27 protein-coding genes and 1 riboswitch are annotated in these 26,029 nt (G+C 71.2%); of the genes, 13 read left to right on the top strand and 14 right to left on the bottom strand.

Features of this window, described 5'->3' with window-relative positions; genetic code table 11:
- The first annotated feature begins 50 nt into the window (after window positions 1-50).
- Complete coding sequence (locus RUR_RS26345; protein ID WP_283137877.1) at window positions 51-1,778, top strand: ABC transporter ATP-binding protein; 1,728 nt, start codon at window positions 51-53, stop codon at window positions 1,776-1,778.
- Between the two features lie 82 nt (window positions 1,779-1,860).
- Window positions 1,861-3,612 carry an ATP-binding cassette domain-containing protein gene (locus RUR_RS26340; protein ID WP_283137876.1) on the top strand — a complete coding sequence of 584 codons (1,752 nt, stop codon included), beginning with the start codon at window positions 1,861-1,863 and terminating at the stop codon, window positions 3,610-3,612.
- 14 nt (window positions 3,613-3,626) lie between these two features.
- Here RUR_RS26340 and RUR_RS26335 read toward each other — a convergent pair whose 3' ends face one another.
- The 7 genes from RUR_RS26335 to RUR_RS26310 form a co-directional block, all read right to left on the bottom strand.
- Complete coding sequence (locus tag RUR_RS26335; RefSeq protein ID WP_428847029.1) at window positions 3,627-4,280, bottom strand: response regulator; 654 nt, start codon at window positions 4,278-4,280, stop codon at window positions 3,627-3,629.
- Between the two features lie 101 nt (window positions 4,281-4,381).
- Complete coding sequence (locus RUR_RS26330; protein ID WP_283137874.1) at window positions 4,382-5,965, bottom strand: ATP-binding SpoIIE family protein phosphatase; 1,584 nt, start codon at window positions 5,963-5,965, stop codon at window positions 4,382-4,384.
- Window positions 5,966-5,988: 23 nt separating this feature from the next.
- Entirely contained in the window at window positions 5,989-6,666 is a 678-nt protein-coding gene (locus RUR_RS26325) for a class I SAM-dependent methyltransferase (protein WP_283137873.1), read from the bottom strand.
- A gap of 131 nt (window positions 6,667-6,797) precedes the next feature.
- Window positions 6,798-6,875 carry a 50S ribosomal protein bL37 gene (locus RUR_RS36860; protein WP_428847028.1) on the bottom strand — a complete coding sequence of 26 codons (78 nt, stop codon included), beginning with the start codon at window positions 6,873-6,875 and terminating at the stop codon, window positions 6,798-6,800.
- 112 nt (window positions 6,876-6,987) lie between these two features.
- Window positions 6,988-8,406 (bottom strand): pentapeptide repeat-containing protein, encoded by a 1,419-nt coding sequence (locus RUR_RS26320; protein WP_283137918.1) that lies wholly within the window; start codon window positions 8,404-8,406, stop codon window positions 6,988-6,990.
- 54 nt (window positions 8,407-8,460) lie between these two features.
- Window positions 8,461-9,210: an SDR family oxidoreductase gene (locus RUR_RS26315; protein ID WP_283137872.1), complete on the bottom strand. Its 750-nt coding sequence runs from the start codon at window positions 9,208-9,210 to the stop codon at window positions 8,461-8,463.
- A gap of 181 nt (window positions 9,211-9,391) precedes the next feature.
- A complete protein-coding gene (locus RUR_RS26310; protein ID WP_346349066.1) occupies window positions 9,392-9,847 on the bottom strand; it encodes a MarR family winged helix-turn-helix transcriptional regulator in 456 nt (151 codons plus the stop codon).
- A 156-nt stretch (window positions 9,848-10,003) separates the two neighbouring features.
- Here RUR_RS26310 and RUR_RS26305 point away from each other — a divergent pair, with 156 nt between their 5' ends.
- The 4 genes from RUR_RS26305 (at window position 10,004) to RUR_RS26290 (ending at window position 13,172) form a co-directional block, all read left to right on the top strand.
- Window positions 10,004-11,071 (top strand): ABC transporter substrate-binding protein, encoded by a 1,068-nt coding sequence (locus tag RUR_RS26305; RefSeq protein ID WP_283137870.1) that lies wholly within the window; start codon window positions 10,004-10,006, stop codon window positions 11,069-11,071.
- Entirely contained in the window at window positions 11,068-11,850 is a 783-nt protein-coding gene (locus RUR_RS26300) for an ABC transporter ATP-binding protein (RefSeq protein ID WP_283137869.1), read from the top strand. The genes RUR_RS26305 and RUR_RS26300 overlap by 4 nt, the downstream gene beginning before the upstream one ends.
- Entirely contained in the window at window positions 11,837-12,691 is an 855-nt protein-coding gene (locus RUR_RS26295) for an ABC transporter permease (RefSeq protein WP_283137868.1), read from the top strand. The genes RUR_RS26300 and RUR_RS26295 overlap by 14 nt, the downstream gene beginning before the upstream one ends.
- A gap of 70 nt (window positions 12,692-12,761) precedes the next feature.
- Entirely contained in the window at window positions 12,762-13,172 is a 411-nt protein-coding gene (locus RUR_RS26290; RefSeq protein WP_283137867.1) for an RrF2 family transcriptional regulator, read from the top strand.
- Here the strand turns inward: RUR_RS26290 and RUR_RS26285 are convergent.
- The gene (locus tag RUR_RS26285) at window positions 13,157-13,585 is read right to left on the bottom strand and encodes a CBS domain-containing protein (protein ID WP_283137917.1); all 429 of its coding nucleotides are present in this window, start codon (window positions 13,583-13,585) and stop codon (window positions 13,157-13,159) included. The two genes, RUR_RS26290 and RUR_RS26285, sit on opposite strands and share 16 nt — an antisense overlap.
- A 146-nt stretch (window positions 13,586-13,731) precedes the next feature.
- Window positions 13,732-13,916: riboswitch (cyclic di-AMP (ydaO/yuaA leader) on the top strand.
- A gap of 3 nt (window positions 13,917-13,919) precedes the next feature.
- Between RUR_RS26285 and RUR_RS26280 the strand changes: the two genes are divergently transcribed.
- Both RUR_RS26280 and RUR_RS26275 read left to right on the top strand, forming a co-directional pair.
- Complete coding sequence (locus RUR_RS26280; protein WP_283137866.1) at window positions 13,920-14,927, top strand: coiled-coil domain-containing protein; 1,008 nt, start codon at window positions 13,920-13,922, stop codon at window positions 14,925-14,927.
- Between the two features lie 55 nt (window positions 14,928-14,982).
- The gene (locus RUR_RS26275; protein ID WP_283137865.1) at window positions 14,983-15,396 is read left to right on the top strand and encodes a hypothetical protein; all 414 of its coding nucleotides are present in this window, start codon (window positions 14,983-14,985) and stop codon (window positions 15,394-15,396) included.
- A 220-nt stretch (window positions 15,397-15,616) separates the two neighbouring features.
- Here the strand turns inward: RUR_RS26275 and RUR_RS26270 are convergent, their stop codons facing one another.
- Window positions 15,617-16,162 (bottom strand): MarR family winged helix-turn-helix transcriptional regulator, encoded by a 546-nt coding sequence (locus RUR_RS26270; RefSeq protein ID WP_283137864.1) that lies wholly within the window; start codon window positions 16,160-16,162, stop codon window positions 15,617-15,619.
- Window positions 16,163-16,250: 88 nt separating this feature from the next.
- Between RUR_RS26270 and RUR_RS26265 the strand changes: the two genes are divergently transcribed.
- Window positions 16,251-17,810 carry an MDR family MFS transporter gene (locus RUR_RS26265; protein WP_283137863.1) on the top strand — a complete coding sequence of 520 codons (1,560 nt, stop codon included), beginning with the start codon at window positions 16,251-16,253 and terminating at the stop codon, window positions 17,808-17,810.
- A 126-nt stretch (window positions 17,811-17,936) separates the two neighbouring features.
- Here RUR_RS26265 and RUR_RS26260 read toward each other — a convergent pair whose 3' ends face one another.
- Window positions 17,937-19,235, bottom strand: a complete 1,299-nt coding sequence (locus RUR_RS26260) for a M50 family metallopeptidase (protein WP_283137862.1) — start codon at window positions 19,233-19,235, stop codon at window positions 17,937-17,939.
- Between the two features lie 168 nt (window positions 19,236-19,403).
- Here RUR_RS26260 and RUR_RS26255 point away from each other — a divergent pair, with 168 nt between their 5' ends.
- Complete coding sequence (locus RUR_RS26255; protein ID WP_283137861.1) at window positions 19,404-20,009, top strand: response regulator transcription factor; 606 nt, start codon at window positions 19,404-19,406, stop codon at window positions 20,007-20,009.
- A 47-nt stretch (window positions 20,010-20,056) separates the two neighbouring features.
- On the opposite strand, the gene RUR_RS26250 is transcribed toward RUR_RS26255, so the two are convergent.
- On the bottom strand, window positions 20,057-21,169 hold the full coding sequence (locus tag RUR_RS26250; protein ID WP_283137860.1) for a PP2C family protein-serine/threonine phosphatase: 1,113 nt from the start codon (window positions 21,167-21,169) through the stop codon (window positions 20,057-20,059).
- A 130-nt stretch (window positions 21,170-21,299) separates the two neighbouring features.
- On the opposite strand from RUR_RS26250, the gene RUR_RS26245 reads away from it, so the two are divergent.
- Together RUR_RS26245 and RUR_RS26240 are read left to right on the top strand one after the other, a co-directional pair.
- Window positions 21,300-22,541, top strand: a complete 1,242-nt coding sequence (locus RUR_RS26245) for a GNAT family N-acetyltransferase (protein WP_283137859.1) — start codon at window positions 21,300-21,302, stop codon at window positions 22,539-22,541.
- A 46-nt stretch (window positions 22,542-22,587) separates the two neighbouring features.
- Window positions 22,588-22,776 carry a hypothetical protein gene (locus RUR_RS26240; RefSeq protein WP_283137858.1) on the top strand — a complete coding sequence of 63 codons (189 nt, stop codon included), beginning with the start codon at window positions 22,588-22,590 and terminating at the stop codon, window positions 22,774-22,776.
- Here RUR_RS26240 and RUR_RS26235 read toward each other — a convergent pair.
- Entirely contained in the window at window positions 22,773-23,240 is a 468-nt protein-coding gene (locus RUR_RS26235; RefSeq protein WP_283137857.1) for a ribose-5-phosphate isomerase, read from the bottom strand. The two genes, RUR_RS26240 and RUR_RS26235, sit on opposite strands and share 4 nt — an antisense overlap.
- A 72-nt stretch (window positions 23,241-23,312) precedes the next feature.
- On the opposite strand from RUR_RS26235, the gene def reads away from it, so the two are divergent.
- Window positions 23,313-23,789, top strand: coding sequence for a peptide deformylase (def, locus tag RUR_RS26230; protein ID WP_283137856.1), 477 nt, complete (start codon window positions 23,313-23,315; stop codon window positions 23,787-23,789).
- Window positions 23,790-23,912: 123 nt separating this feature from the next.
- Here def and RUR_RS26225 read toward each other — a convergent pair whose 3' ends face one another.
- Together RUR_RS26225 and RUR_RS26220 are read right to left on the bottom strand one after the other, a co-directional pair.
- Window positions 23,913-25,364, bottom strand: coding sequence for an aldehyde dehydrogenase family protein (locus tag RUR_RS26225; RefSeq protein ID WP_283137855.1), 1,452 nt, complete (start codon window positions 25,362-25,364; stop codon window positions 23,913-23,915).
- Window positions 25,365-25,388: 24 nt separating this feature from the next.
- The gene (locus tag RUR_RS26220; protein ID WP_283137854.1) at window positions 25,389-26,009 is read right to left on the bottom strand and encodes a mycothiol-dependent nitroreductase Rv2466c family protein; all 621 of its coding nucleotides are present in this window, start codon (window positions 26,007-26,009) and stop codon (window positions 25,389-25,391) included.
- Window positions 26,010-26,029 lie beyond the last annotated feature (20 nt).

Below are 26,029 nucleotides of genomic sequence, written 5' to 3'. Positions count from 1 at the left end.
GTGCGCGTCCCGGCAGACCCGGACGACCCGAGGTTCCCAGGGAGGACCCGTTGCCCCCACCCGACCAGACCGGCGTACCGGAGCCGGGGCGGCTGATCACCGGCGTGGCCCGGCGCGGCGGGCCCTGGCTCGCGATCCTCGCGGTGACGGCGCTCACCGGGGCCGTCGCCGACCTCGCCCTGCCCCACCTGCTCGGGCGGACCGTGGACACCCTCGTCACCGGGGGTGCGGCCGGACCCGTGCTCTGGGCGTGCGTGGCGGTCGTCGCCCTCATCGTCGTCTGCGACGTCCTCGGCATCCTCGCCGGCGGGGCGGGCGGCGCCCGGGCCACCGCCTGGCTCCGGCACCGGACCGTCCGGCACATCCTCGACACCGGGGTCGCCTCCACCCGGCGATTCACCCACGGAGACCTGCTCACCCGGACCGGCGTCAACGCCGAAGAGGTGGGCCGCGCCCCCGAAGCCGTGATCAACGCGGCCACCCTGGTCATCCCCGCGGCGGGCAGCCTGGTCGTGCTCACCCTCGTCGACCCGTGGCTCTCCCTCACCCTCGCCGTCGGGCTGGTGCTGATCGCCGTGGTGCTCCGGGCCTTCTTCCACGAGACCACCGGGGTCGCCGCCGACTACCAGCAGGCGCAGGGCGACATCTCCGCCCGGCTCCTGGACGCCCTGACCGGGGCCAGGACGATCGCCGCCGCGGGAACCGCGGCGGAGGAGACACGGCGCGTCCTGGTCCCGCTGCCCCGGCTGCGCGAGGCCGGGCTGCGCCTGTGGCGGGTCCACGCCAACGCCGGCGTCCAGGCGGCGGTCGTCGTGCCGTTTCTGGAGATCGCCGTGCTCTCGGTGGGTGGTGTCCGGCTCGCCCAAGGCGCGCTCACCGTCGGCGAGCTCCTCGCCGCCGCCCGCTACGTCGTCCTCGGCGCCGGAATCGCCTCGGCCCTCGGCTACGTGGGGCGCGTCGCCCGGGCCCGCGCCGCCGCCCGCCGGGTGGCCGGCCTCTTCGAACTCCCCGCGGTGCCGTACGGCGACGGTTTCCTGCCGGGCGGCCCCGGCCGCCTGGAGCTCCGCGGAGTCGGCGTCCGGCTCGACGGACGGGACATCCTGGCCGACGTCGACCTCACCGTCCCCGGCGGCTCGTGCGTCGCCGTGGTCGGCGCGGTCGGGGCGGGCAAGTCGACCCTCGCCGCGGTCGCCGGGCGTCTCCTCGACCCCGACACCGGCACGGTGCTCCTGGACGGGATCCCCCTGCGCCGGCTCTCCGCCGACGAGCTGCGCGGAGCCGTGGGCTACGCGTTCGAGCTGCCGGTCCTGCTCGGCGCGACCGTCGCCGACGCCGTCGGGTTCGGCGCACGCGTCCCCGGCGAGGAGCGGATCCGCGCCGCCGCCCGGGAGGCCGGGGCCGACGGGTTCATCCGGCGGCTCCCCCACGGCTACGCCACGGCGATCGCGCAGGCCCCCATGTCGGGCGGCGAGGCCCAGCGGATCGGGCTCGCCCGGGCGTTCGCGCGGGACGGGCGGCTGCTCGTCCTCGACGACGCCACCTCCAGCCTGGACACGGTCACCGAACGCCAGGTCACCGCCGCCCTCACCGAGCGCCTCGGCGACCGCACCCGCCTCATCGTCACCCACCGGGTGGCCACCGCGGCGCGGAGCGACCGGGTGGTCTGGCTCCAGGACGGGCGGGTCCGCGCCTACGCGTCCCACCAGGTGCTCTGGGAGAACCCCGAGTACCGCGCGGTCTTCCAGACCGCCCTCCCCGACTCCGGCGGCACGCCGTGATCCCCGCGTCCACCGTGCGGCCGTACCCGTCCCGTGGTCGCCGGGAGGTCGCGGCCCCGCGCCCAACCCCCAGGGAGGCCTCATGATCGGCGGTCTCGCCCACTGCGGTCGGATCCTCGACATCGTCATCACGCCGATCCGCCGGCGGCCGTCCCTGCTCGTGCCGTTCCTGCTCTGGTCCACGGCCGAGGCGCTGCCCGCCTTCACCACGGGGCACGCCGTCGCCCGGGCCGTCGACGACGGGTTCGCCGCCGGGCGCCCGCTCACCGGCCTCGGCTGGCTCGCGGTGCTCGGCGCCTCCTGGGCCGTGGCCGCGGTCGGCGCGCGGCAGATCCTCCTGCTGCTGGCCTCGGTCGTCGAACCGTTCCGCGACGATCTGCTGAGCCGGATCGTCGGCGGAACGCTGAGCCGGGCCGGGACCCCGGGGGATCGGGCCGACACCGCCGCCGTGTCCCGGATGAGCCACCAGGTGGAGCTCGCCCGCGACTCCTACGCGGCGGTGATCACGGTGGTCCGGACGTTCGTCTTCACCTTGGTGAGCGTGGTGCTCGGCCTGCTCACCCTCATGCCCGAGGTCCTGGTCCTGGTGCTGCCGCCGTTCCTGGTCGGGCTGGTGCTCTTCCTCGCCTCGCTGCCCGCCCTCGCCGGCCGCCAGCGGGCGTTCATCCTGGCCGACGAGAACACCGCCGAGTCGGTCGCGACCATGGTCGCCGGGCTGCGCGACATCACCGCGTGCGGGGCGGCCGACCGGACGCGCGCCACGGTCGGGTCGGCGGTACGGCGCCAGGCGCGGGCCGCGCACGTCCTGGCCCGGCTCACCGCGGTCCGGACCCTGGCGCTCGCCGTCGGAGGATGGCTGCCCGTCCTGCTCCTGCTGGCGGGGACCCCCTGGCTGATCCGCGAGGGGGCCGGGCCCGGGGTGATCCTGGGCGCGCTCGCCTTCGTCATGCAGTCCCTCACCCCCACGCTCGGCTCGCTCGTCCAGGGCCTCGGAGTGAGCGGGGTACGGCTCGCGGTCACCCTCGACCGGATCCTGGAGACCGAATGCCGCCCGGCCTCCACCGCTCCCTCCACCGCGCTCTCCGCCGCGCCGGACGGCTCGGTCCCGGTGGGCGCGGCGCCCCGGCTGGAGCTGCGCGGGGTCGTCTTCGCCTACGGCGCGGGCGCGGAACCGGTCGTCTCGGGGCTGGATCTGACGGTCCACGACGGCGACCACATCGCCGTGGTCGGTCCCAGCGGGATCGGCAAGTCCACCCTCGCCGCCCTGATCGCCGGGGTACTCCGGCCGCAGCGCGGGGAGATCCTCGTCGACGGCTCCCCCACCGGCCCGGCCATGGCGCACGCCCGGGTCCTAATCCCCCAGCAGGCGTACGTCTTCCGCGGCTCGCTCGCCGAAAACCTCCTCTACCACGCCCCCGGCACGCCGGCGCCGGCGATCGAGCGGGCCGCCGAGGCCGTCGGCGGCGCCGAGCTGGTGCGGCGGCTCGGCGGCCTGCACGCGCAGGTCGACCCCGGCGCCCTGTCCGCCGGGGAACGGCAGCTGATCGCCCTGGTTCGCGCCTACCTCGCGCCGGCCCGGCTGGTCGTCCTGGACGAGGCCACCTGCCACCTGGACCCGGCCGCCGAGGCCCGCGCCGAGGAGGCGTTCGCCCGGCGCGGCGGTGCGCTCATCGTGATCGCCCACCGCCTCACCTCGGCGGCTCGGGCGCGGCACATCCTGGTGATGGACGGCACCCGCGTCTCGCTCGGCGTCCACGAGCGGCTGATCTCCGAATCGCCGCTCTACGCCGACCTCGTCGGGCACTGGCGGACCGCGAGCCCCTCCCCCGCCTGACGTCCGCCGCGCGCCTAGCGGATGCGTGAGGGCCGGGCCCGGACCAGTCCCGGGTTCCGGCCGTCGGCGGGCCAGAGCCAGCCCTCGTCCCGGGCGATCATGATCGCCTCGACCCGGGTGCGTGCCCCGACCTTGCCGATGATCCGGGCGAGATAGTTGCGCACCGTCCCTTCGGAGAGGTAGAGCCGCCTGGCCACCTCACCCACCGCGGCGCCCTCCGCGGCGATCCGCAGGACGTCCAGCTCCCTGGCGGTGAGCGGGCTGTCCTCGCCGCTCAGCGCGGCGACCGCGAGGGCGGGGTCGATGACCCGTTCTCCCCGCGCCACCCTGCGGACGCATCGGGCGAGTTCCTCGGAGGGCACGTCCTTGACCACGAACCCGTGCACGCCCGCCGCAAGGGCCCGCCGGAGCGCCGCCGGGGTGCCGAACCCGGTCAAGATCACCGACCTGCAGCCGGGCACCCGGACCTGCAGCTCGGCCGCGGCGCTGATCCCGTCCTGACCCGGGAGCCCTATGTCGATCAACGCGACGTCGGGCCGGGTGGCCCGCGCCCGCCGTACCAGCTCAGCGGCGTCCGCAAGCTCCGCGACGACCTCCAGATCGTCCTCCCGGCCGAGCAGAGCCGCCAAGGCCCCGCGAATCAGGTGCATGTCCTCGGCGATCAGCACACGTATCAAGGCGCCTCCTCGTCGGTGTCCCGTCGACCCCACGCCGCGTCTACCCACATCCGACCGTCAATCACGCGCGGGGCACGGAAATCGCGGCGCGGTCAGAACCGGTCCTCGGGGATGCCGAGGGAGAACCAGACGACCTTGCCGCCCACCACCCGGTTCGCCCCCCAGCGTTCGGCGAGCTCGCTGACGAGCCGCAGGCCCCTGCCGTCCTCGTCCGTCGGCATCGGGCTCTTGACCTGGGGCAGCCGGTGGTCGTCGTCGGTGACCTCGCACAGGAGCACATCGGTGCGGATCAGGCGGATCCCGATCGGCTTGGAGGCGAAGCGCACCGCGTTGGTGACGAGCTCGCTCGCGAGCAGCGCGGCGCTCGGGATGAGCTCGTCCAGTTTCCACTCGGCGAGGGCCCTGCCGACCATCCGCCGGACCCGGCTCGGGGTACGGGCCTGGGGCTCCAGATACCAGTTGGCGACGTTGCCGCTGGCTATGCCGCGGAAACGGACCATGAGCAGCGTGACGTCGTCGGTCCGCTGCTCGGGCATGAGGTCGTCGCAGAGGTCTTCGAGCCGACCGGCCTGCCCGGCCGTGAGTTTCCGGCACACCGTCTCGACACCGGTGTCGATGTCCTGTCCCCGCGCCTCGACCAGGCCGTCGGTGTACAGGACGAGCTGGCAGTCGTCGTCCGCCGCGATCTCGATCGTCTCGAACGGCGGGCGCCCCAGGCCGATGGGGAGACCGGGCGGCGTCGAGATCAGTTCGGTCCTGCCGTCCTCGTGCACCAGGATGGGACGCATGTGGCCGGCGTTGGCGATCGTGCACCGCCGCAGCACCGGGTCGTAGACGCAGTAGACACAGGTGGTCATGGACTGCGCCGCGAGCCGCTGGGCGGTCTCGTCCAGGGAGCGCAGCACCTCCTCCGGCGGCATGTCGAGCGAGGCGAGGGTCTGCACCGAGGTGCGGAGCTGGCCCATGATCACGGCGGCGCTCAGCCCGTGGCCCATGACGTCCCCGACGACCAGGGCCACCCTGCCGCCGGGAAGCGGGATCACGTCGAACCAGTCGCCCCCGACCCGCGCCGTCTCACTCCCCGGCTGGTACCGGTAGGCGATCTCCACTCCGGAGAGCCTGGGCGGACTGCTCGGATGGAGGCCGCGGACCAGCGTCTCCACCGCGACCCGGTGCCTGCGGTGCAGGTCGGTGTGGTGCATGGCGAGGGCAGCCGCCTCCGTGAGCTGCGTGGCGACGAGCAGATCAAGGTCGGTGAACGGGCTGCCGCCGGGGTAGCGGAGCAGCACGACGAGCCCGAGGCTCTGGTCGCGGACCCGGAGCGGGACCGCGAGCAGGGATTCCTCCACGACCGGGCGCCCGGTGACGAGCGCCTTGGTGAGCGGGTTGTCGCACGGCGAGCAGACGACCAGCTCGGCGGGGAGGAGCACCTCGTAGAACGATCCAAGATCGCCTGAGGGGTCCCCGGTCCGACGCCGGTACGGCTGCGGTACGTCGGGCCGGGTCTCCTCCGCGGACACCAGGTGGCCGGCGAGGTAGACGGCCGCCCGGTCCGCGAGGATCGGCACCACCGCCTCACGCAGCCGGGCGCCCGCCTCCTCCGGATCCACACTGGAGCCGATCGCACCGGTGGCCTGGCTCAGAAAAACCAGGCTGTCGCGTAGATCCGCAGACACGCCAACCCTTCCTGTCCGGATCGTCAGGACGCACCTTTTCTGCAGTTCACAAACAGCTGGATCTCCGGCGGGGCCTGCATGGTGGCGGGCGCGTAGGAGATCGCGTTCTCCTCCAGCACGGTGAACCCGGCCTCCTCCACGACCGCCCTCAGGTCGTCCCTGAGGTAGCCGGTCACCCGGACCGGGGCCCCGAGAAACTGGAAGGGGACGTCGTCCAGATCGATCTCGACCATGCTGAGGGAGAGCAGCCCACCCGGGACCAGCATCTCGTTCAGCCGCCGCAGGGCGGGCAGGATGTCCCGGCGGGGCAGCATGAGCAGCGAGAAGAACGCGACAACCGCGTCGAAGCCCTCCTGCACCGGATCGAGGTCGAGCAGGTCGAGTTCGAGGAACTTGGCCTCGGGGACGTTCTCCCTCGCCAGCTCCAGCATGACCGGCGAGATGTCGATCCCGGTGACCAGGAGTCCGGCGTCCGCCAGTCTCTTGGCGGTGGGAACGCCCGTGCCGCATCCGACGTCGAGTACCCGGGCGCCGGGGCCGAGCCGGCTCAGCAGCCACTCCCCGGCGGCGAGCTGGCCCTCCTTGTGGGGGAAGGCCTCGTCGTACCGGACGCCGATCCGGTCGAAAGCCCCGGCTTGCAGGGCCCGGTGTTCGAACCGGGCCTGCGTTTCCCCGGAAACGGAATCAGATTCTGTTGACATTCCCACCTACTCAAGAAGGTCGGCTGATTCTCAGCCCCTCTTACATAGGGGTGCCTACCGTGAGATGTCAATAAGCATGACACCGATTGTTAAATAGCGCCATCAGGGAATTTATCCCTAGATGGGGGAAATCAGCGACAATTGGGTCGCTTGCCGTGATTCGCCTTCTTCTTACGGCGGTGTCGCTTCTTGCGGGCGTGCTTGGCCATGCGTGCTCCACCCTCTCAACCCAGACCCGGCTATGCGGGCAATTCGGATGCAAGAGCTAAATGCTGATATTGAGTAGCATCGACTGATGGAGTGCACGGCGCAAGCCGGTCGTCAATGACCCGTACTCCTGAGCCCCGGGGCAACGTGCGGACGGGTCGGGCCCGAACCCACACCGTTCCGGGTGAGCGTGGCGAACGTGGCCGCCAGCATCAGGATGAGCAGCCAGACCAGCCCGCGACGCAGCCGCAGGCCGTACCCGAACAGCATCCAGTGCAGGCCGAGCCGCCAGCGCTCGATCAGGCGCGGCGCGTTCCGGCGCCGGATCTCCATCTCGCCGTACCGGAAGTCCGCGGCGGTCCGGCGATCCTCCGGGAGCAGCGCGGCGGCCAGATGCCGGTAGAGGGCGGCCACCTGCGCCGGGTCGAACGGGACGGTGAACTCGTCGGCGAGGATCCGGCGCCCGCCCTGCCAGGCCACCGGAGGCCAGCCGCGCCGCCGCCGCAGCCCCGCGGGCAGATCCGCGAATCCGGCCCTCCCCGAGAACCGCACCCGGTCGGGCCGGGCCAGCCCGGTGAACCGGCATCCGCTGAGGTCCACGTCGCCGAGGAGGAGGTCGTCGAGGCGGGCACCCCGGAGCGAGAGCACCAGGGCCTGCCGATCCTCGCCGATCAACTGCTCGCAGGTGCGCGGCAGGGGCCGCGGCGCCCCCTCGACGCGCACGGTACCCACCAGGACGGCGTTCTCCAGCAGGAGCGCGGCCCGCCGCAGCCGCAGGGTGGTGCCGTCGGCGAAGTACCCGCCGGCGCAGTCCACCCGGGTCGCCACCGCGGCCACGGTCACCGCCCGCGTGCTGCGCACCCGGGTGAGCACGAGCTGCCTGGCCACCGTCATCGGGCCGAGCCAGGCCCGGCCGCCGAACACCGCTCCGGCGAAGCTCGCGTCCCGGTGGAACGTCGTCCCCTTCATCGACACGACCTGCCGGAACCGGGCCCCGCGGAACCATCCGTCCCTGCCGAAACGGGAATCGTCGAAGCAGGCGTATCCGGCGAAGACCGTGCCCTCGTAGGAGGCCCCCTCGGTGAACTCGGCCGCGCTCACGACCGCGTCCCGGTGGAAGACCGCGTGGTCGAAGACGGCGTACCCGGCGAAAAGCGCGTCGGCGAACGACGCCGCGCCCAGGAAGTGCGCCCCGCGGAAGGAGGCGTTGCGCTCGAAGCGCACACCGTAGAAGGACGCGGCCCCGAGGAACCGGGTACCGTCGAAGGACACGTCGCCCTGGAAGCGCCTGCCGGAGAACCAGGCGTCGCAGGCGATGACCGCCCCGTCGAAACGCACCCGGCCCAGACCCTGGCCGATGCGGCCGAGCAGCACGGCGAGCAGCTCGGCCGTGATCACGACCCCGCGCACGTCGAGCATCCGGCCGGGACCGAGGTCGGCGAGGGCGCGGTCCAGTTCCTCTCGATCCAGATGAGCCAGGCACCGGTCGTACGGCGTGGCAGCCGTACCCGAACAGGATTCCGCAGAGCACATCGACACGGCGACCCTCCCGCCATCACGGTACGTCGCCGAAGGCGCGCTGTCAGCTCACCCCCGGGGTCCACCCGCCACGTAGATCACCTGTCCGGAGACGAACCCCGCGCCCTCACTCGCCAGAAACGACACCGTGTGGGCGACGTCCTCCGGGTAGCCGACCCGCCGCACCGGGATCTGGGCGGTCGCGGCCCGCTGAAACTCCTCGAACTCCACGCCGACCCGAGCCGCGGTGGACGCCGTCATCTCGGTGACGATGAAGCCGGGCGCGACCGCGTTGGCGGTCACCCCGAACCGGCCCAGCTCCAGGGCGAGCGTCTTGGTGAACCCTTGGATCCCCGCCTTGGCCGCGGCGTAGTTGGCCTGCCCCCGGTTGCCCAGCGCGGAGGTGCTGGACAGGCTGACGATCCGGCCGTACCCCGCGTCGACCATGTGTCCCTGGACCGCCTTGGTCATCAGGAAGGCGCCTTTGAGGTGCACGCCCATGACCAGGTCCCAGTCCTCCTCGCCCATCTTGAACAGCAGGTTGTCGCGGATGATCCCGGCGTTGTTGACGAGGACCACCGGGGGGCCGAGCTCGGCGACGACCCGCTCCACCGCCCGTTCCACCCGATCCGCCTCGCTCACGTCCGCGCCGACCGCGATCGCCGTCCCGCCGGCCGAGACGATCCGCGCCACGGTGTCGGCGCAGGCGGCCTCGTCCAGGTCGAGGGCGGCGACCGCCATGCCGTCCGCGGCCAGCCTTCTCGCGACGGCCGCCCCGATTCCGCGGGCCGCTCCGGTGACGACGGCGACACGTTCCATGTCCTGCACTTCCTCTCCACGTGATCCCGCGAGCCGGGCACCAGGCCACGATATTGCCCGCCCGCCGTCCGCGGTCTGCGGGCCCGCGGGTCCGGCCTGCCGCGACGGTGCGATCGGGCACGGCCGCGGCCTGTGGGGGCAAAGCCTCGGCATCCGCCCGTACGGCCACGGGCTTCGACAGCTAGGAAGGGGTCCGCCCCCCGCGGGTGAGCGCCTCGCCGATCTCCCGGAGGCTGCCGACCTGCTCGGGGGTGAGCAGGTCGAACAGGTGCCGGCGGACGCCTTCGACGTGTCCGGGGGCCGCCCGGGTGAGAACCTCGTAGCCCCGGTCGGTGATCACGGCGAGCTGTCCCCGGCGGTCACCCGGGCAGCTCTCCCGCCGGACCCAGCCCATCGCCTCCAATCGGGTGACGGCGTGGGAGAGGCGGCTGCGCGAGGAGCCGGTCGCCTCGGCGAGGGTGCTCATCCGCATGCTCCGGTCCGGGGCCTCGGACAGCACGACCAGGATCCGGTAGTAGGCGTGCGGCATCCCCGCGTCCCGCTGCAGCTCTCGGTCGAGGGCGTCGAACAGCGCCTGGGTCCCCATCAGGAACGCACGCCAGGTCTGCTGCTCATCGTCGTCGAGCCATCGCGTCACGAGCACGATGCTAGAGCAGTTGATCACGAGTCCCGGGCCGAGGCGGAGCCGCCGTTCCTTTCGGCCACAGGTTGATAACGAGCGCTTGACGATTCCCGTCCGACAGGCTTCAATCCCGCTATATCCCACTTATTAAGTAGGAATAGAGGAGTTTCAGTGGAAGTCCGCAGAGTTCGAGGGTTCGTGGTCACAGTGGTCGCCTTGACGGTGACAGCCCTGGCTGCGGCGTGCGGTGGCGCGGAGACCACCACTCAGGGGGGCACGACTGCGGCCACGGCGGCCACAGAGGTACGGCTCGGCTACTTTCCCAACGTCACGCACGCGACGGCGCTCTACGGCGTCGAGAAGGGAATCTTCGCGAAGAACCTCGGCAGCGCCGCGACGCTGAAGACCCAGACCTTCAACGCCGGACCCGCCGCCATCGAGGCGGTCTTCTCCGGCGCCATCGACGCGACCTACATCGGCCCCAACCCGGCGATCAACGCGTGGTCGAAGTCGAAGGGTCAGGCCATCAAGATCATCTCCGGTGCGGCCTCCGGCGGGGTCTTCCTCGTCGTCAAGCCGGAGATCAAGTCCGCCGCGGACCTCAAGGGCAAGAAGGTCGCCACCCCGCAGCTGGGCAACACCCAGGACGTGGCGATCCGCTACTGGCTCAAACAGCAGGGCCTCAAGACCGACACCAAGGGGGGCGGCGACGTCCACATCGTGCCGCAGGAGAACTCCCAGACCCTGCAGACCTTCGCCACCGGCGACATCGACGGCGCCTGGGTGCCCGAGCCCTTCGCCAGCCGCCTGGTCAGCGAGAGCGGCGGCAAGATCCTCCTGGACGAGCGGGAGCTGTGGCCGGACCGCAAGTTCGTGATCACCCACCTGATCGTCCGCACCGAGTTCCTCACCCAGCACCCCGACCTGGTGAAGAAGCTGGTGCAGAGCCAGGTTGAGGCGAACGCGGCGATCAACGCCAACCCGGCGGAGGCGGCGCAGACCGTCAACACGGTCCTGGAGCGCCTCTCCGGAAAGGCGCTCAAGCCGGAGATCCTCGACGCGGTCTTCAAGAACATCACGTTCACCAACGACCCGATCGCCTCCTCCCTCAAGGGGAGCGCCGACCACGCGGTCGACGTGGGCCTGCTCGAACCGGTCGACCTCAACGGGATCTACGACCTGAGCATCCTCAACACCGTCCTGAAGGAGACCGGCGCACCCGAGGTGAACGACCGATGACCATGCGGGCGCAGGAGGCGCCCGCCGGCCGGACCGCGGAGCCCGCGGTCCGGCTGGACGCCGTCTCCAAGACATACGGGTACGGCCAGGACGGGCTGCTCGCCCTGGACCACGTCTCCCTAGAGGTGGGCACGGGCGAGTTCGTCTGCCTGCTCGGCGCCTCCGGGTGCGGCAAGAGCACCATGCTCTCCCTGATCGCGGGCCTGGACCGGGCGACCGGCGGGAGCATCCACCTGGGGGGGCGCCGGGTGGCCATGATGTTCCAGGAGCCCGCGCTCTTCCCCTGGCTCACCGTCCAGCGCAACGTCGAGCTCGCCTTGAACGGGCGGCCCCGCGCGGAACGCCGGGCCCTCGCCGCCGAGCTGCTCAAGACCGTCCACCTCGGCGGATTCGGGGCCAAGCGCCCGCACGAGCTCTCCGGCGGCATGCGCCAGCGGGTCGCGCTCGCCCGGGCGCTCGCCCAGGACTGCGACGTGCTGCTCATGGACGAGCCGTTCGGGGCACTCGACGCGATGACCCGGGACCTCCTCCACGACGAGCTGGAGCGCATCTGGCGGGACCGGGGACTCACCGTCCTGTTCGTCACCCACAACGTGCGTGAGGCCGTGCGCCTCGGCGACCGGGTCGTCCTGCTCTCCAGCCGCCCCGGCCGGGTGGTGGAGATCTTCGACGTGCTGCTGGACCGGCCGCGGCGCACCGACTCCCCCGAGGTCGCCTCCCTCGCCGCGACCGTCACCGACCGGCTCCGCGAGGAGGTGAGCCGCCATGGCGACCACTGAGCGGCTGCTGACCGGACTCGACGCGCTGGAGACCGCGGCCCCGCGGCGGGCGAGCCTGGCCACGCGGGTGTGGGCCCGCCTGTGGCCCGTCCTGCTGGCCGTCGCCATCGTCCTGGCGATCTGGCAGCTCGTGGTCTGGAGCGGCTGGCGGCCCGAGTACGCGTTCGCGGGCCCGGCGGCGGTCTTCACCGACCTGTTCGGCCGCCTCCAGGACCCCGCCTTCTATCAGGCGATCGCCGTCACCCTGCGCCGGGCCGTCACCGGGTTCGCGCTCGCCACGGCGATCGGCCTCGTGATCGGGGCCGCGGTGTCCCGGGTACGGCCGCTGCGCGCCGCGTTCGGTTCACTGATCACGGGGTTGCAGACGATGCCCTCCATCGCCTGGTTCCCCCTGGCGATCCTGCTGTTCAAGCTGAGCGAGAGCACGATTCTCTTCGTCGTCGTCCTCGGCGCCGCCCCGTCGATCGCCAACGGACTGATCACCGGGGTGGACTACACCCCGCCGATCCTGCTCCGGGCGGGGAAGGTGCTGGGCCTGCGCGGCTGGCGGCTCTACTGGCACCTGATCCTGCCCGCCTCCCTCCCCTCGTTCCTGGCCGGCCTGAAACAGGGGTGGGCCTTCGCCTGGCGAAGCCTGATGGCCGGGGAGATCGTCATCATCATCGCCAACCAGACGTCCCTGGGTGAGCAGCTCCACTACGCCAGGGAACTGGCGGACTCCCCGGGGCTGATCGCCACGATGATCGTCATTCTGATCATCGGTATCGCCGTGGACGCCCTCTTCAACACGGCGGACAACGCACTACGACGTCGCTGGGGCCTCGACCAGCGTCCCGTGTGAGAGAACCCGGCCGCGGCGGCGTTCGCACGTGCGGCCGGTCCCGTCCCACCACCTCACTCCGGAGTCCGACATGCGCGTCTCAGCCCGGGTCGACTACGCGCTGAGGGCGAGCGCCGAACTCGCGTCGGCGCCACCCGGCCCGGTGCACGCCGAGCAGATCGCGCGTGCCCAGGGCATCCCCCGGCGCTTCCTCGACAACATCCTGCTCCAGCTCCGCAAGTCCGGCATCCTGCGCAGCCGGCGTGGGCGGGACGGCGGATACCAGCTCGCCCGCCCGGCCGCCCAGATCACCCTGGCCGACATCGTCCGGGCCGTGGAGGGTCCGCCGCTGAGACCGCCGCACACCGGAAGGCGGCAGGGGGTCTACCCGGGCGCCGCGCGGCCCCTCGCGCACCTGTGGGACGCGCTGCGCGAGGCGGAGGAGGCGACGCTGGAGAGCATCACCCTGGCCGACGTGGCATCCGATCAGCTCTGGATGTAACCGACCAGGTACTCCCGTTCGGCCTCCAGCTCGGAGATCGCGCTCTTCACCACGTCACCGATGCTGATGATCCCCACCATCCGGCCACCGCTCACCACCGGCAGGTGCCGGAACCGCCGCTCGGTCATGGTCCGCCGGACGGTGTCCAGATTGTCGCCGGGCGCACAGGTCCGGACCTCGGTCGTCATGATCGATCCGACGGTGGCCTCCAGCAGGGCCGCGCCCCGCTCGTGGAGCCGACGGACGACGTCGCGCTCGGAGACGATTCCGGCGATCGTCCGCCCGTCGTCGGAGACGACGAGTGCACCGATGTTGTGCTCGGCCAGTTTGGCGAGGAGCTCTCCCACGGTCGCCGACGACGGGAGGGTCGTCACCGCACTCCCCTTGTAGCGCAACAGGTCGCTGATCAGCATGTCCACCACTCCAGCAGATGCGCGATTCTCACAACATCCTTCCCCACAGGGTTCTCGACAACCACAAGCCTTGTGTGGGGTAAAAGATGTCCGACAAAGTCGCGAACAATCGCATCAACTACTACGATCCGGTCTCATGTCAGTCTCAAGCTGACCCACCTAATCGCGGGCACCGGCCCGTGAACCGGGGACCCAGAGCGCCGTGATCAGGGGTGTGCGCCCCACCGGCCACGGCACAGGGGTGAATCCGCGGCAGCCGTACCGGCCGTCTCGGTAGGGCTGCTCCGGCCCGAACCCGTCAGCTAACCCGGTCGGTAGCAGGAGAGGAGAACGAGTGGGTGTTCGGCGTGCCCGCGTGGCCGCGTTTCTGGTGACGGCGACCGTCCTCACCACAGGCTTCACCCACCCCGCGCAAGCCCGGCCCGCCGGGAATCTCGGCATCGGCGCGCCGAAGCCGAGCGAGAAAGAGCTTCTCGCCCAGGTGAAGAAGCTGGAGAAGCAGGTCGACGCGCTGATCGCGACCTACACCGAGCGCCGGGTGGCCCACCAGCGGGCGGAGAAGGCGGAGAAGGCCGCGCAGGCCAAGGTCGCCGAGGCGGGCGCCGCGTTCGAAGCGGCCCGCAAGGAGCTCGGCTCGCTCATCACCGCCATCTACCAGTACCCGCATTTCAACTCGATCGTGGGTTTGATCAACGACGGCGGCACCCAGGACTTTCTCAGCCGGACCTCGCTGCTGCGGCAGCTGTCGGACACCCAGCTGGCCACCCTCGAACGCTTCATGAGCGTGCGCGACACCCTCGCCCAGGCGCGCGACGCCGCCTCCGCCCGGACGACGGAGCTGCTGGAGGCCGCGGCCGAGGCCAAGGAGAAGCGGCGCGCGGCGGAAGACCTGATCAACGAGCTCAAGCGGAAACTCGACTCCTACCTGCTGGCACCGGGCCGCCGTAAGAACGGCACCTGGGTCCCCGAGCTCCCCACCGGAAGCGACAACATCACCCCGCGTACCCGCCTCATGCTCAACGCCGTCAAGAACCGGTTCGACCTGAGTTTCGTCGTCGGCTGCTACCGGGTGGACCCCGGAGGCGGGGAGCACCCCCAGGGCAGGGCCTGCGACTTCATGCTCAGCTCGGCCGGGCGGATGCCAAGCGCCGGGCAGGTGAAACTCGGCGACGAGATCTCCGCGTGGACGATGAAGAACGCCCGCAAACTCGGCGTGAAGTACATCATCTACCGGCAGAAGATCTGGCATGGAGGCAGCAAGATCGGCGCCTGGCGGGCCATGAGCGACCGCGGCAGCATCACCCAGAACCACTACGACCACGTACACATCTCCATGCACTGAGACGAGGGATGATACTCCTTATTTGGGAAGGTTTATTTCCTGATACGGTGCGAACGTGAGTTCTGAAAGACACGGCAAGCCGCTTGTCGTCGCACAGGTGTTGCTGTGGATCGCCGCCGCGGCGGCCCTCGCCTCCGCCGTCTTCGCGATCGCGCAGGTGAGCGAGGCGACCGCCTCGACCAAGGTCGTCGAAACCTGGCGCATGGTCGGCCTGGCCACCTTCGCCGCGCTGTTCGCATCGCTCGCCCGGCGGCCACGCGGCCGCCGTACGCTCTGGGCCGTCGTCATCGCCAACAAGCTGCTGCTGACCGTCGCGGGAGCCGTCTACACCGTGCAGGGCGGAGTCGACGGTGCCACCGACATCCTGGTGTTCGACGGGGGGCTCACCCTGCTGCTCGTCGCCGCCTTCGCCCTGGCCCACACGGGTTCACGCGCGCAGGCGGCCGACGACCCGGAACCCGCTCGCTGACCTTGCCGGAGCCACCGGCGAACCACGGGCATCACGCCCCCATACCGCCCAGGACGACTGTGGCCGAGCACCGGCGACGCCTGAAGGCCGAGGAGCGGCGGACGAGTCACCCGTACCGGCCGGGCGAACACCCGCAGAACAAGGAGTAGGCCCCCGCCGACACGCCACTCACATGATCCTTGCCGTCTGCGTACCTCAGACGGTGCGGACAACGCAACGATCACCTGGGGTACGGCGGCGGACGGTCTCCGCTACAGGGCCGATCCGTCTCTTCGAGCATCTCCACCAGCCGGGAGTGATCGGGGGGCTTACGGGTCACGTCGGCGACGAAGCGGGTGAGCAGCGCCGCGAAGGTCTGCCGGTCCGGTTCGGACCAGGTGCCCATGACCTCGTCCAGGTGCTCAAGCCGGAGCCTGGTCATCGCCTCGCGCAACCGCCGCCCGCGCTCGCTGAGGAGCAGCCGCGCCCGCCTCGCGTCCAGTGCCGAACTGCCCCGCTCGGCGTACCCCGCGGTGATGGTGTCCTGCACCAGCCTGCTGGCGGTCGAGGGATCGATGTCGAGAAAGTCGGCGACCGCGCCGACGGTGACCTCCTCCGCGGAGCCCTCCTGAAGCCGGAAGATCGCGCTGATCACCATGAGGTGCGACAGCTGTATGGATTTGCCGGCTTCGACGGCCCGCCTCTGCCGGAACGGCTTGGCCCAGAGCCCACGCAGCCGGAAGAGGGCATGGTCGATCGCAGTTCCGGGCGAAACGGACTCATTCATCCCCAAATAATATCAGTCGACATATGTAGGATACATATGTATGCTGCATGTAAAATCCGGGGAAATCACAGGTAAACATGGAGTGCGGGTGACCGAAACCTTGAACCATAAGGCCGGCCAAGAGGCCGGCCTGAGCCATCGCCAGGTCCTGATGATCCTTTCCGGCCTGATGCTCGGCATGCTGCTCGCCGCCCTCGACCAGACGATCGTCTCCACCGCGCTCGTCACCATCGTCGGCGACCTCGGCGGGCTTGAGCACATCTCCTGGGTCGTCACCGCCTATCTGCTGGCGTCCACCGTGGTGACCCCGCTGTACGGAAAGCTCGGCGACATCTACGGGCGAAAGCCCATCTACGTCTTCGTCATCGCGGTCTTCCTGATCGGGTCGATCCTGTGCGGTCTCGCCCAGACGATGACCCAGCTGATCGTCTTCCGCGCGATCCAGGGCATCGGCGGAGGCGGCCTGATGGTGATCGCCATGGCGATCATCGCGGACGTCGTCCCGCCCCAGGAGCGCGGCAAGTACCAGGGCTACTTCGGCGCCGTCTTCGGGCTCTCCTCGGTCGCCGGTCCGCTGATCGGCGGCTTCTTCACCGACCAGCTCTCCTGGCGGTGGATCTTCTACATCAACATGCCGCTCGGCATCGCCGCGCTGCTCGTCACGATCACCGCCTTGAAGCTCCCCAAGGTCACCCGGGAGCGGGTCCGGATCGACTGGACGGGCGCCGCGGTGCTCAGCGCTGCCGTCAGCTGCCTCGTCCTCGTCACGAGCTGGGGCGGCACCGAGTACGACTGGGGCTCCCCGCTCATCCTGGCGCTCGGCGGGGCGACGATCCTGCTCCTCGGTGTCTTCGCCCTGGTGGAGCGGCGCGCCTTCGACCCCCTGCTCCCCCTGCACCTGTTCAAGGACTCGGTCTTCTCGGTCTCCTCGGGGATCAGCTTCGTCACCGGCTTCGCCATGTTCGGCGGGATCAGCTTCCTCCCGGTCTTCCTGCAGCTGGTCTCGGGGGCGAGCGCCACCAACGCCGGGCTGCTCCTGCTGCCGTTCATGGGAGGCCTGCTGCTCACCTCGATCGTCTCCGGGCAGATGATCAGCAAGACCGGCCGATACAAGGTCTTCCCGGTGATCGGTACGGCCGTCGCGGCGCTCGGCATGTGGCTCCTGTCCACCATGGACGCGGCCACCTCCCTGGTCGTCTCCGGCGTATACATGGTCGTCCTGGGCACCGGCATCGGTCTGGTCATGCAGGTCGTGGTGCTCGCGGTACAGAGCGCGGCCCCCGTCCGGGACCTCGGGGTGGCCACCTCGACCGTCGCCTTCATGCGGATGGTCGGCGCCTCCGTGGGGGTCGCGGTGTTCGGGGCGATCTTCAACTCCCAGATCACCGCGAAGCTCGCCGCGAGCGTTCCCGGAGCGGCCGCGCAGCTTCCGGACGTGGGGCAGCTGAGCACCGAGGCGATCAACGGTCTGCCCCAGCCCGTCAGGTCCGGGGTGCTCACCGCGATCGCCGACTCGTTGACCACGGTGTTCTTCTGGGCGGTCCCGTTCCTGGTCGCCGCGTTCCTCCTGGCGCTCGTCCTCAAGGAGGTCCCGCTCCGCTCCCACCCCGCCGCCAAGGACCACGACCAGGTGCCCGTGGGTCACTGATCCGGCCGGGGCACCACGGGATCACCGGCCGGCAGGGCCGCGTTCGGCTTCCGGGGACGTCCCCGGCGAGCTCACATGAAGAAAGCCCCGCAAAGCGGGGCTTTTCTCATCCGGCCGGCCCGAGCCTCAGCCGAACAGGCGTACCGGGTTGACCAGGTCGGCGTAGAACAGCAGGCCCGCCATCGTCACCAGGATCAAGGCCATGGCGTAGGTCAGCGGCAGCGCCTTGGCCAGGTCCACGTAGCCGGGGTTGGGGCGGCCCAGCATCTTGGCCACACCGCCGCGCAACCCCTCCCAGAGCGCGCCCGCGATGTGGCCGCCGTCCAGCGGAAGCAGCGGAATCAGGTTGAACAGGCCGATGGCGAGGTTGAAACCGGCGAGCAGCATCAGCCAGGAGATGATGATCTCCAGACCCGAGTCGGAGTTCTCGGCGAGCTCACCCGCGATCCGCCCCGCGCCGACGATCCCGATGGGCCCGTTGGCGTCGCGCTTCTCCCCGCTGAACGCCGCCTCCCAGACCCCGACCATCCGCTCGGGCAGATTGACGATGGCGAGCGTGCCGCGGACGGTCATGTCCCACATCGCGGCGGTGACCGCGCCCAGGTCCTGCCGGACGTACTCCGCGGTCGGGGTGATCCCGAGGAAGCCGACGTTCTTGTCGATCTTCCCCTCCTCGGTCAGCGACGGGCGGTCCTGCCCGATGAGCTCGACCTGGATCGGCACCGTCCGGCCGTCGCGCACCACCTCGACGACCGTCGGCCCGGGGCCGTGCCCCCGGATGGCGAGGCTCACCTCGGTCCAGGAGGAGACGGGCTTGCCCTCGAAGGAGACGATCCGGTCGCCCGGTCGCATCCCGGCCTTGGCGGCGGGGGCGATCGGGTCCGCGGCCGCGCAGGCCCGCGTCTCGGTCACGGGGACCGCGCACGGGGAGACGGTCTTGACGACCGGCTGGGCCGTCTGCACGCCGAAGCCCATCAGCACGACGGCGAAGACCACGAAGGCCACCACGAAGTTCATCGCGGGGCCGCCCGCCATGATGACGACCTTCTGCCACCACTTCTTCCGGTAGAGGAGGCGGTCCTCGTCACCGGGGCGGACGTCCTCCAGGGCGACCTCGCGGGCGCTCTCGATCAGGTTCTGGAACGGCCCGGTCGAGCTGCGGCGGACCTTGCCGGGTTCGTCGGCGGCCCGGGGCGGGAGGGCCCCGACCATCCGGATGTAGCCCCCCATCGGAATCCACTTGACCCCGTACTCGGTGTCCCCCTTGCGGCGTGACCACAGGGTCGGGCCGAACCCCACCATGTACTGCGTCACCTTGACCTTGAACAGCTTGGCCGGCACCAGGTGGCCGATCTCGTGCAGGGCGATCGACGCCATCAACCCCACCAGGAAGATGACGATCCCGGCCACGTAGAGCCAGCTCATGTTCTGCTACCCCCGCATCGGAGAAACCCTGTGGTCGATCGTAACCCCGCGAGGCCGCCCGCGCCGCCGCCGCAGGACTTGCGTAACCTCTACCCAACCTGGAGACTGCGTTGACACTGCGCCACCATGCGATCACTCTTGGAAGCGGAAACCGAGCGAGGGACTGTCTTGATCCGCATTCTGGTTGCCGAGCACGCGCCGTTGACCCGCCGCGGGCTCGTGGAGTTTCTCAACGGTGAACCCGATCTCACCGTCGTCGCCGACGTGGAGAGCGGAGAGGACGTCGTCCCCGCGGTCCTGGAGTTCGAGCCGGCCATCGCCGTGATCGACCTGGAACTGCCGGGCACGGACGGGTTCGCCGTCGCCGCGCGGGTCCACGAGAAGGCTCCGGCGTGCCGGGTCCTGATCCTCTCCGTCCGGCCCAACCCCGGTCTGGCCCGCCGGGCCCTGGCGGCCCGCGCGCTGGGGTTCATGGGCAAGACGGTGGCGCCGGAGAGCCTGGCCGCCGGGATCCGCCGGATGGCCGCGGGCCACCGCGCGATCGACACCGAGCTCGCGATCGCCGCGCTGCAGACCGCGGACAGCCCGCTGACCCGCAGGGAGGTCGACGTCCTGCGCCTCGCGGCGGACGGCTCCCCCTCGGCGGAGATCGCCTCACGCCTCTTCCTCTCCGTGGGAACGGTCCGGAACCACCTCTCGCGGATCATGTGCAAGACCGGGGCCCGCAACCGGATCGACGCCATCCGCATCGCCACCGACTCCGGCTGGCTGTAACCGCGTGGCCCGTACCGGACTCGGGCCGTGAATCTCGGTCGCCGGGGTCAGGGCCGCCAGATCAGGACCAGGGCGCAGTCGTCGTTGTGACCGGCCGACATGGTGTTCACCAGCGCTCTGGCCCCCTCCCGGTAGCCGGACGCCAGCAGGCGCTCCGCCTCCCCGAGGAGCTTGTCCAGCCCTGCGTCGATGTCCCGTCCCGGCTGCTCGATGAGGCCGTCGGTGTAGAGCAGGAGGGCGTCGCCCTTGCGAAGGGTGCCGCTGTCGGGCTCGCAGTGCAGGTCGGGCACGACCCCGAGGACGACCCCCTTGGTCGCGGCGACCAGCCAGGTGCCGGTCCCGGCGTCGAACTTGACCACGGGCGGGTGCCCCGCCGAGGTGATCGTGTACTTCCCGGAGTCGAGGTCCACCTGGAGGTGGACCGCGGTGACGAAGCCCTCGCTCTCCCGCTGCCGGTGCAGGTAGTTGTTGCAGGCGGCGAGGAAGTCCGAGCCCGCGACCGAGCCGAGGAGCCCGCCGAACGTCCCCGAGAGCATCAGCGCCCTGGTGCCCGCGTCGACCCCCTTGCCGGAGACGTCGACGAGCGCCACCTCCAGCCGGTTCCCCTCCCGGAGCGAGACGACGAAGTCCCCGCCGAAGGAGGAGCCGCCCGCCTGCTTGAGCACGACCTTCTCCCCCCAGTCCCGGGGGAGCCTCGGCAGCTCGCTCTGGCTCTTGAGCCGGTCTCGGAGCTCCAGGAGCATGGCGTCGCCCCGCAGGCCCTGCACGCCGAGCTTGCCCCGGGTGCGCGCCATGACCACGGCGAGCGTGGTGGTGACGGCGAGGGTGACCAGCAGGCCGGGGCCGACCGCGGGCAGCCCGAGCACGACGGCGATGTAGCCGACGGAGACGACGACCGCGGCGAGCAGGAGGACGAGGCTGCGCAGGCGGAGCTGGAGCCCGCCGACGAGCACGACGAGGATGAGGATGCTCGGGGAGAACCAGACCGGGGAGAACCGCGCGGCGAACCCGCCGAGCAGGAGTGAGGCGAGTCCGAGTAGGATCAGCAGGCCGTGATCCCTGGCGTGCGGCCCTCGCCGTGCGAACCGGGATATGTACCCCACTGGGGCCAGGAACGCACGGAGCCGAGCTGGGATGAACGACGCCGGTCGGGGACTCATGATGCGTTTGACTGTATCGTTCCCGAGGCCGGATGAGCATCCGACTTGCCCGTGCGCCGCGCGACGAGCCTGATCAGGGCCCCCGATAAGGGTTCGCGGGCCACGGCCCACTCTGGCTAGCGTGGGCAGTATGAACTCTTATCCGATCCGGCCGGTCCAGGCCGAGGAGTGGCCCGCGTTCGCGGCCGTGGACGTCGAGGCCTTCAACATCGAGGGAGACGAGACGGAAGGCGCGCTCTTCAGCGCGATGCAGGAGTTCGACCGGACCCTGGTCGCCTTCGACGGCTCCGCACCGGTGGGCGGCACCGCCCTGTACAGCTTGCGGATGGCGGTTCCCGGCGGTGTCCGCGAGGTGGCCGGGGTGACGGCGGTCGCGGTGGACCCCTCCCATCGCCGCCGCGGAATCCTGCGGTCGCTGATGACCCGGCAGCTCACCGATTTGCACGAGGGCGGGGAGGCGGTGGCCGCGCTGTACGCCTCGGAGTCCCCGATCTACCGGCGGTACGGCTACGGCGTGGCCTCGCACGAGCTGTCGTACCGCATCCCCACCCGGGGGTCGACGGCCTACGTCCGGGACGCCCCGGACGATCCCGGGCTGCGGGTCCGGCTGCTGCGGCCGGGCAAGGTGGACGAGGCCCGGCAGGACCTGGCGAAGGTGCACGCCGAGGCGGTGCCGCTTCGTCCGGGCAGATACGAGCGGACGGAGGCGCGCTGGAACTCCCGCCTGTCCGACGGCGAAAGCCGCAGACGGGGGTCGGGACCGCTGCGCGGCGTGATCGTGGAGGACGCGACCGGGCCGCGAGGCTACGCCCTGTTCCGGATCAAAGACGGATGGGACTCCCACGGGGTGCCCGACTGCGAGCTGACCCTGGTCGACCTGGTCGCCCTCGACCCCGCCGCGTACGCCGTGACGTGGCGGCAGCTCCTGGACCGGGACCTGGTCTCCACCGTGGTCGCCCAGGGCCCGGTGGACGACCCCCTGACCCGGCTGCTGGCCGAGCCCCGCCATCTGCACTCCACCTGGTCGGACGAGCTCTGGGTCCGCCTCGTGGACGTGGACCGCGCGCTGGGGATGCGGGCCTACGCCGCGCCGGTGGACGTCGTGATCGACGTGACCGACCCGGTGTGCCCGTGGAACGAGCGGCGCTTCCGGCTCTCCGGCGACCGCTCGGGGGGCACCTGCACGCCCACCGGGGACCCCGCGGATCTGACGGTCCCGGTGCAGGCGCTCGGCTCGGCCTATCTCGGCGGGGAGTCCCTCGGCTCCTACCACACCGCCGGGTTGGTCTCCGAGCACCGGCCGGGGGCGGTCGCGCACCTGTCCACGGCGATGTCCTGGGGCGTCAAGCCGCACTGCGGCCTGATGTTCTGACCGGCCCACCCTGGTGGGGGCCGCGCTCCGGCCGTACTGTGGGCTGGTGGCGATCCAGGGGATGCGAATCACGACGATCACGGCGATGCGGGCCCGCGACGTCTCACGGACCTCGCCCGAGCAGGAGGCGGCCGCCGACTCGCGGCCCCTCCGCGACGAGTCGGGCAGGCAGCACGAATCACGGGGTAAGGCCTCCGGCCCGCGGAAAAGCGAGCCGGAGGACCTGCCGTCCTAGGGCAGCGGGGGCAGTTCGCCGGTCCGCTCGTAGGCCGAGAGCATCTCGATCCGGCGGGTGTGCCGCTCCGCGCCGGAGTACGGCGTGGCCAGGAAGACCTCGACGAACCGGGTCGCCTCCTCCTGGGAGTGCATGCGGGAGCCGACGCTGATCACGTTGGCGTCGTTGTGCTCACGCCCGAGCGTCGCGGTCTCCTCGCTCCAGACCAGCGCCGCCCGTACCCCGGCGACCTTGTTGGCGGCGATCGCCTCGCCGTTGCCGGAGCCGCCGATCACGATGCCGAGGCTCCCCGGTTCCGCCGCCGTCCCGGCCGCGGCGCGGAGCACGAAGGGCGGGTAGTCGTCCTGCCCGTCGTAGACGAACGGACCGCAGTCGACCGGGTCGTGGCCCTGCTCCTTGAGCCAGGTGACCAGGTGATTCTTGAGTTCATAGCCGGCATGGTCGGCCCCGATGTAGACACGCACAGCGCCCTAGTCTGTCAGGCCCGATAGAGTAACGGCCACACCGCCACGTCGACTCTTACTCCCGGAGTGTTCATGACCGTCCACGAGATCCGCCAGCTCGGCGACCCGGTGCTCCGTACCCCCGCCGAGACCGTGACGACCTTCGACCGGGACCTGCGGCGGCTGATCGACGACATGTTCGAATCCATGTACGCCGCCGAGGGGGTCGGGCTCGCCGCGCCCCAGATCGGCGTGGGTTTGAGGATCTTCGTGTTCGACTGCGCGGGGCGCAAGGGGCACGTGGTCAACCCCGAACTGACCGTCGACGACGTGGAGAGCGTCGTGGACGAAGAGGGGTGCCTGTCCGTCCTCGGCCACTACGAGCCGACCCCCCGCGCGGTCGGGGCCACCGTCCGGGGCGTGGACCGGCTCGGCCGCCCCGTCGAGGTCCGGGGCCGGGCGCACCTCGCCCGCTGCCTGCAGCACGAGACGGACCACTTGAACGGGACGCTCTACATCGACCACCTCCCCAAGGACGTCCGCCGCAAGATCATGTCCGGCCTGCGCTGACCCGGCGCGGGCCGCCGCAGGCCGTACACCCACCGGGCCGGAAGATCCGGTACGGCCTCGGGCCCGCTCCTTCCCACCCGCCGGGGACGGGGGCGGCCTCGGACGGCTCGCACCCGAGGCCGGTCAGAGCTGGAGGGACTTGACCTCCAGGTACTCCTCCAAGCCGTGAACGCCGAGTTCGCGGCCGACGCCGGACTGCTTGTAGCCGCCGAAGGGCGCCAGGATGTTCCAGGCGCCGCCGTTGATGTCGACCTGGCCGGTCCGCAGCCGCCGGGCCACCGCGACCGCCCGCTCCTGCGAGGCCGACCAGACCCCGCCGGCCAGGCCGTACGGCGTGCCGTTGGCGATCGCGACGGCCTCGTCCTCGGTGGCGTACGACAGGACCGACAGAACCGGGCCGAAGATCTCCTCCTGTTCGACGACCATGCCGGGCCGCACGTCGGCGAGGACCGTCGGCCGGACGTAGAACCCGCGGCCCGCGGGCACCTCGGTGCCGCCGGCGACGACCCGTGCCCCCTCCTCGACCCCCCGGTGCAGGTAGCCGAGGACCCGCTCGCGCTGGGCGGCGGAGACCAGCGGCCCAAGCCGGGTGTCCGCGGCGAGCGGGTCGCCCACGGTGTACCCGGCGGCCGCCTCGGCCGCGAGTGCCACCGCCTCGGGATAGCTCGACTCCGGCACGAGCATCCGCGTCCAGGCCGAGCAGGTCTGGCCGGAGTTGAGGAAGGCCTTCGCCACCCCGACCTTGACCGCGCGGGGCAGGTCGGCGTCCGGGAGGATGAGGTTCGCCGACTTGCCGCCGAGCTCCAGGGTGACCCGTTTGACGGTCGTGGCGGCGAGGGCGGCGACCCTGCGCCCGGCCCGGACCGAGCCGGTGAAGGACACCGCGTCCACGTCCGGATGGGCCGCGATCGCCTCGCCCACCACCGGGCCGGTGCCGCCGACCAGGTTGAAGACCCCGGGCGGGAGCCCCGCCTCGGCCAGGATCGCGGCGAACTCGTACGCCGCGAGCGGGGCGACCTCCGAGGGTTTCACCACCACGGTGCACCCCGCGGCCAGGGCCGGGGCGACCTTGGCGACCACCTGGTGCAGCGGGTAGTTCCACGGGGTGATCGCGCCCACCACCCCCACGGGCTCCCGGACCACCAGCGAGTTGCCGACCCGGCCGGTGTCGAACGGGAAGGTCTGCGCGAGTGAGGCGTAGGAGTCCAGCACCGCGGCGGGCATCAGGGTGTGCACCTTGAGCGCGACCCCGAGCGGCGCGCCCAGGTCGGCGACGACGATCCGGGCGATCTCCTCGGCCCGCTCCCGGATCAGCGCGGCGGCCCGGGAGAGGACCGCGGCCCGGGCCGCGGGGGCCGTCTCGGCCCACGCGGGAAAGGCGGCGCGGGCCGCCGCGACCGCCAGGTCCACATCGTCGGGCGAACCCGCGGGAACCCGGTCGAGGATCTCCTCGGTCGCCGGGTTCAGGACGTCGATCGCCTCGGCGGCCGGGGGTCCGTCGTCGGACGTCCGCTCCCCCGCCGATCGGGTCGAGATCGCGGGGGTCCACGCCCCGTCGATGTAGTTCTGCCGCATGGAACCGCCTCTTACCCTGACAGATCAGTCGAAAACCGGCTTGCGGGTACGGCTGCGCTTGAGCTCGAAGAACCCGTCGGTTCCCGCCACCAGCCGAACCCCGTCCCAGAGCAGCCCCGCCTGCTCCCCCCGGGGAATCGGGGAGACCACCGGGCCGAAGAACGCCACCCCCTCGACCGCGATGACCGGGGTGCCCACCTCCTGGCCGACCAGGCCGATGCCCTCGCCGTGCGAACGCCGTACCGCACCGTCCAGCCGGTCGGAGTCCATCTCGTCGGCGAGCCCGCGGTCGAACCCGGCCCGCTCCAGCGCCTCCGCCAGAACCGTCCGCCACCCGTCGCGGAACTCCCCGCGCCCCTCGTTGTGCCAGAGCGTCCCGAGTTCGGTGTAGAAGGGGCCGAGGGCGTCCTCGCCGTACCGCTCCGCGACCGCGGCGCAGACCCGCACCGGGCCGATCGCCCCCGTCAGCAGCTCCCGGTAGTCGTCGGGGATGTCCTTGCCCTCGTTGAGGACCGCCAGGCTCATCACATGCCAGCGCGGCGCCAGGTCGCGCACGGCGGCGGCCTCGGTCAGCCACCTGGACGTCATCCACGCCCACGGGCAGAGCGGGTCGAACCAGAAGTCAACGCGCGTTCGCTCGGTCACGGTTCAGCTCCACTGATCAA

Source organism: Rhizohabitans arisaemae, from assembly GCF_025996515.1.
Lineage (GTDB): Bacteria > Actinomycetota > Actinomycetes > Streptosporangiales > Streptosporangiaceae > Rhizohabitans > Rhizohabitans arisaemae.
This window is presented reverse-complemented; position numbering and strand designations above follow the sequence as displayed.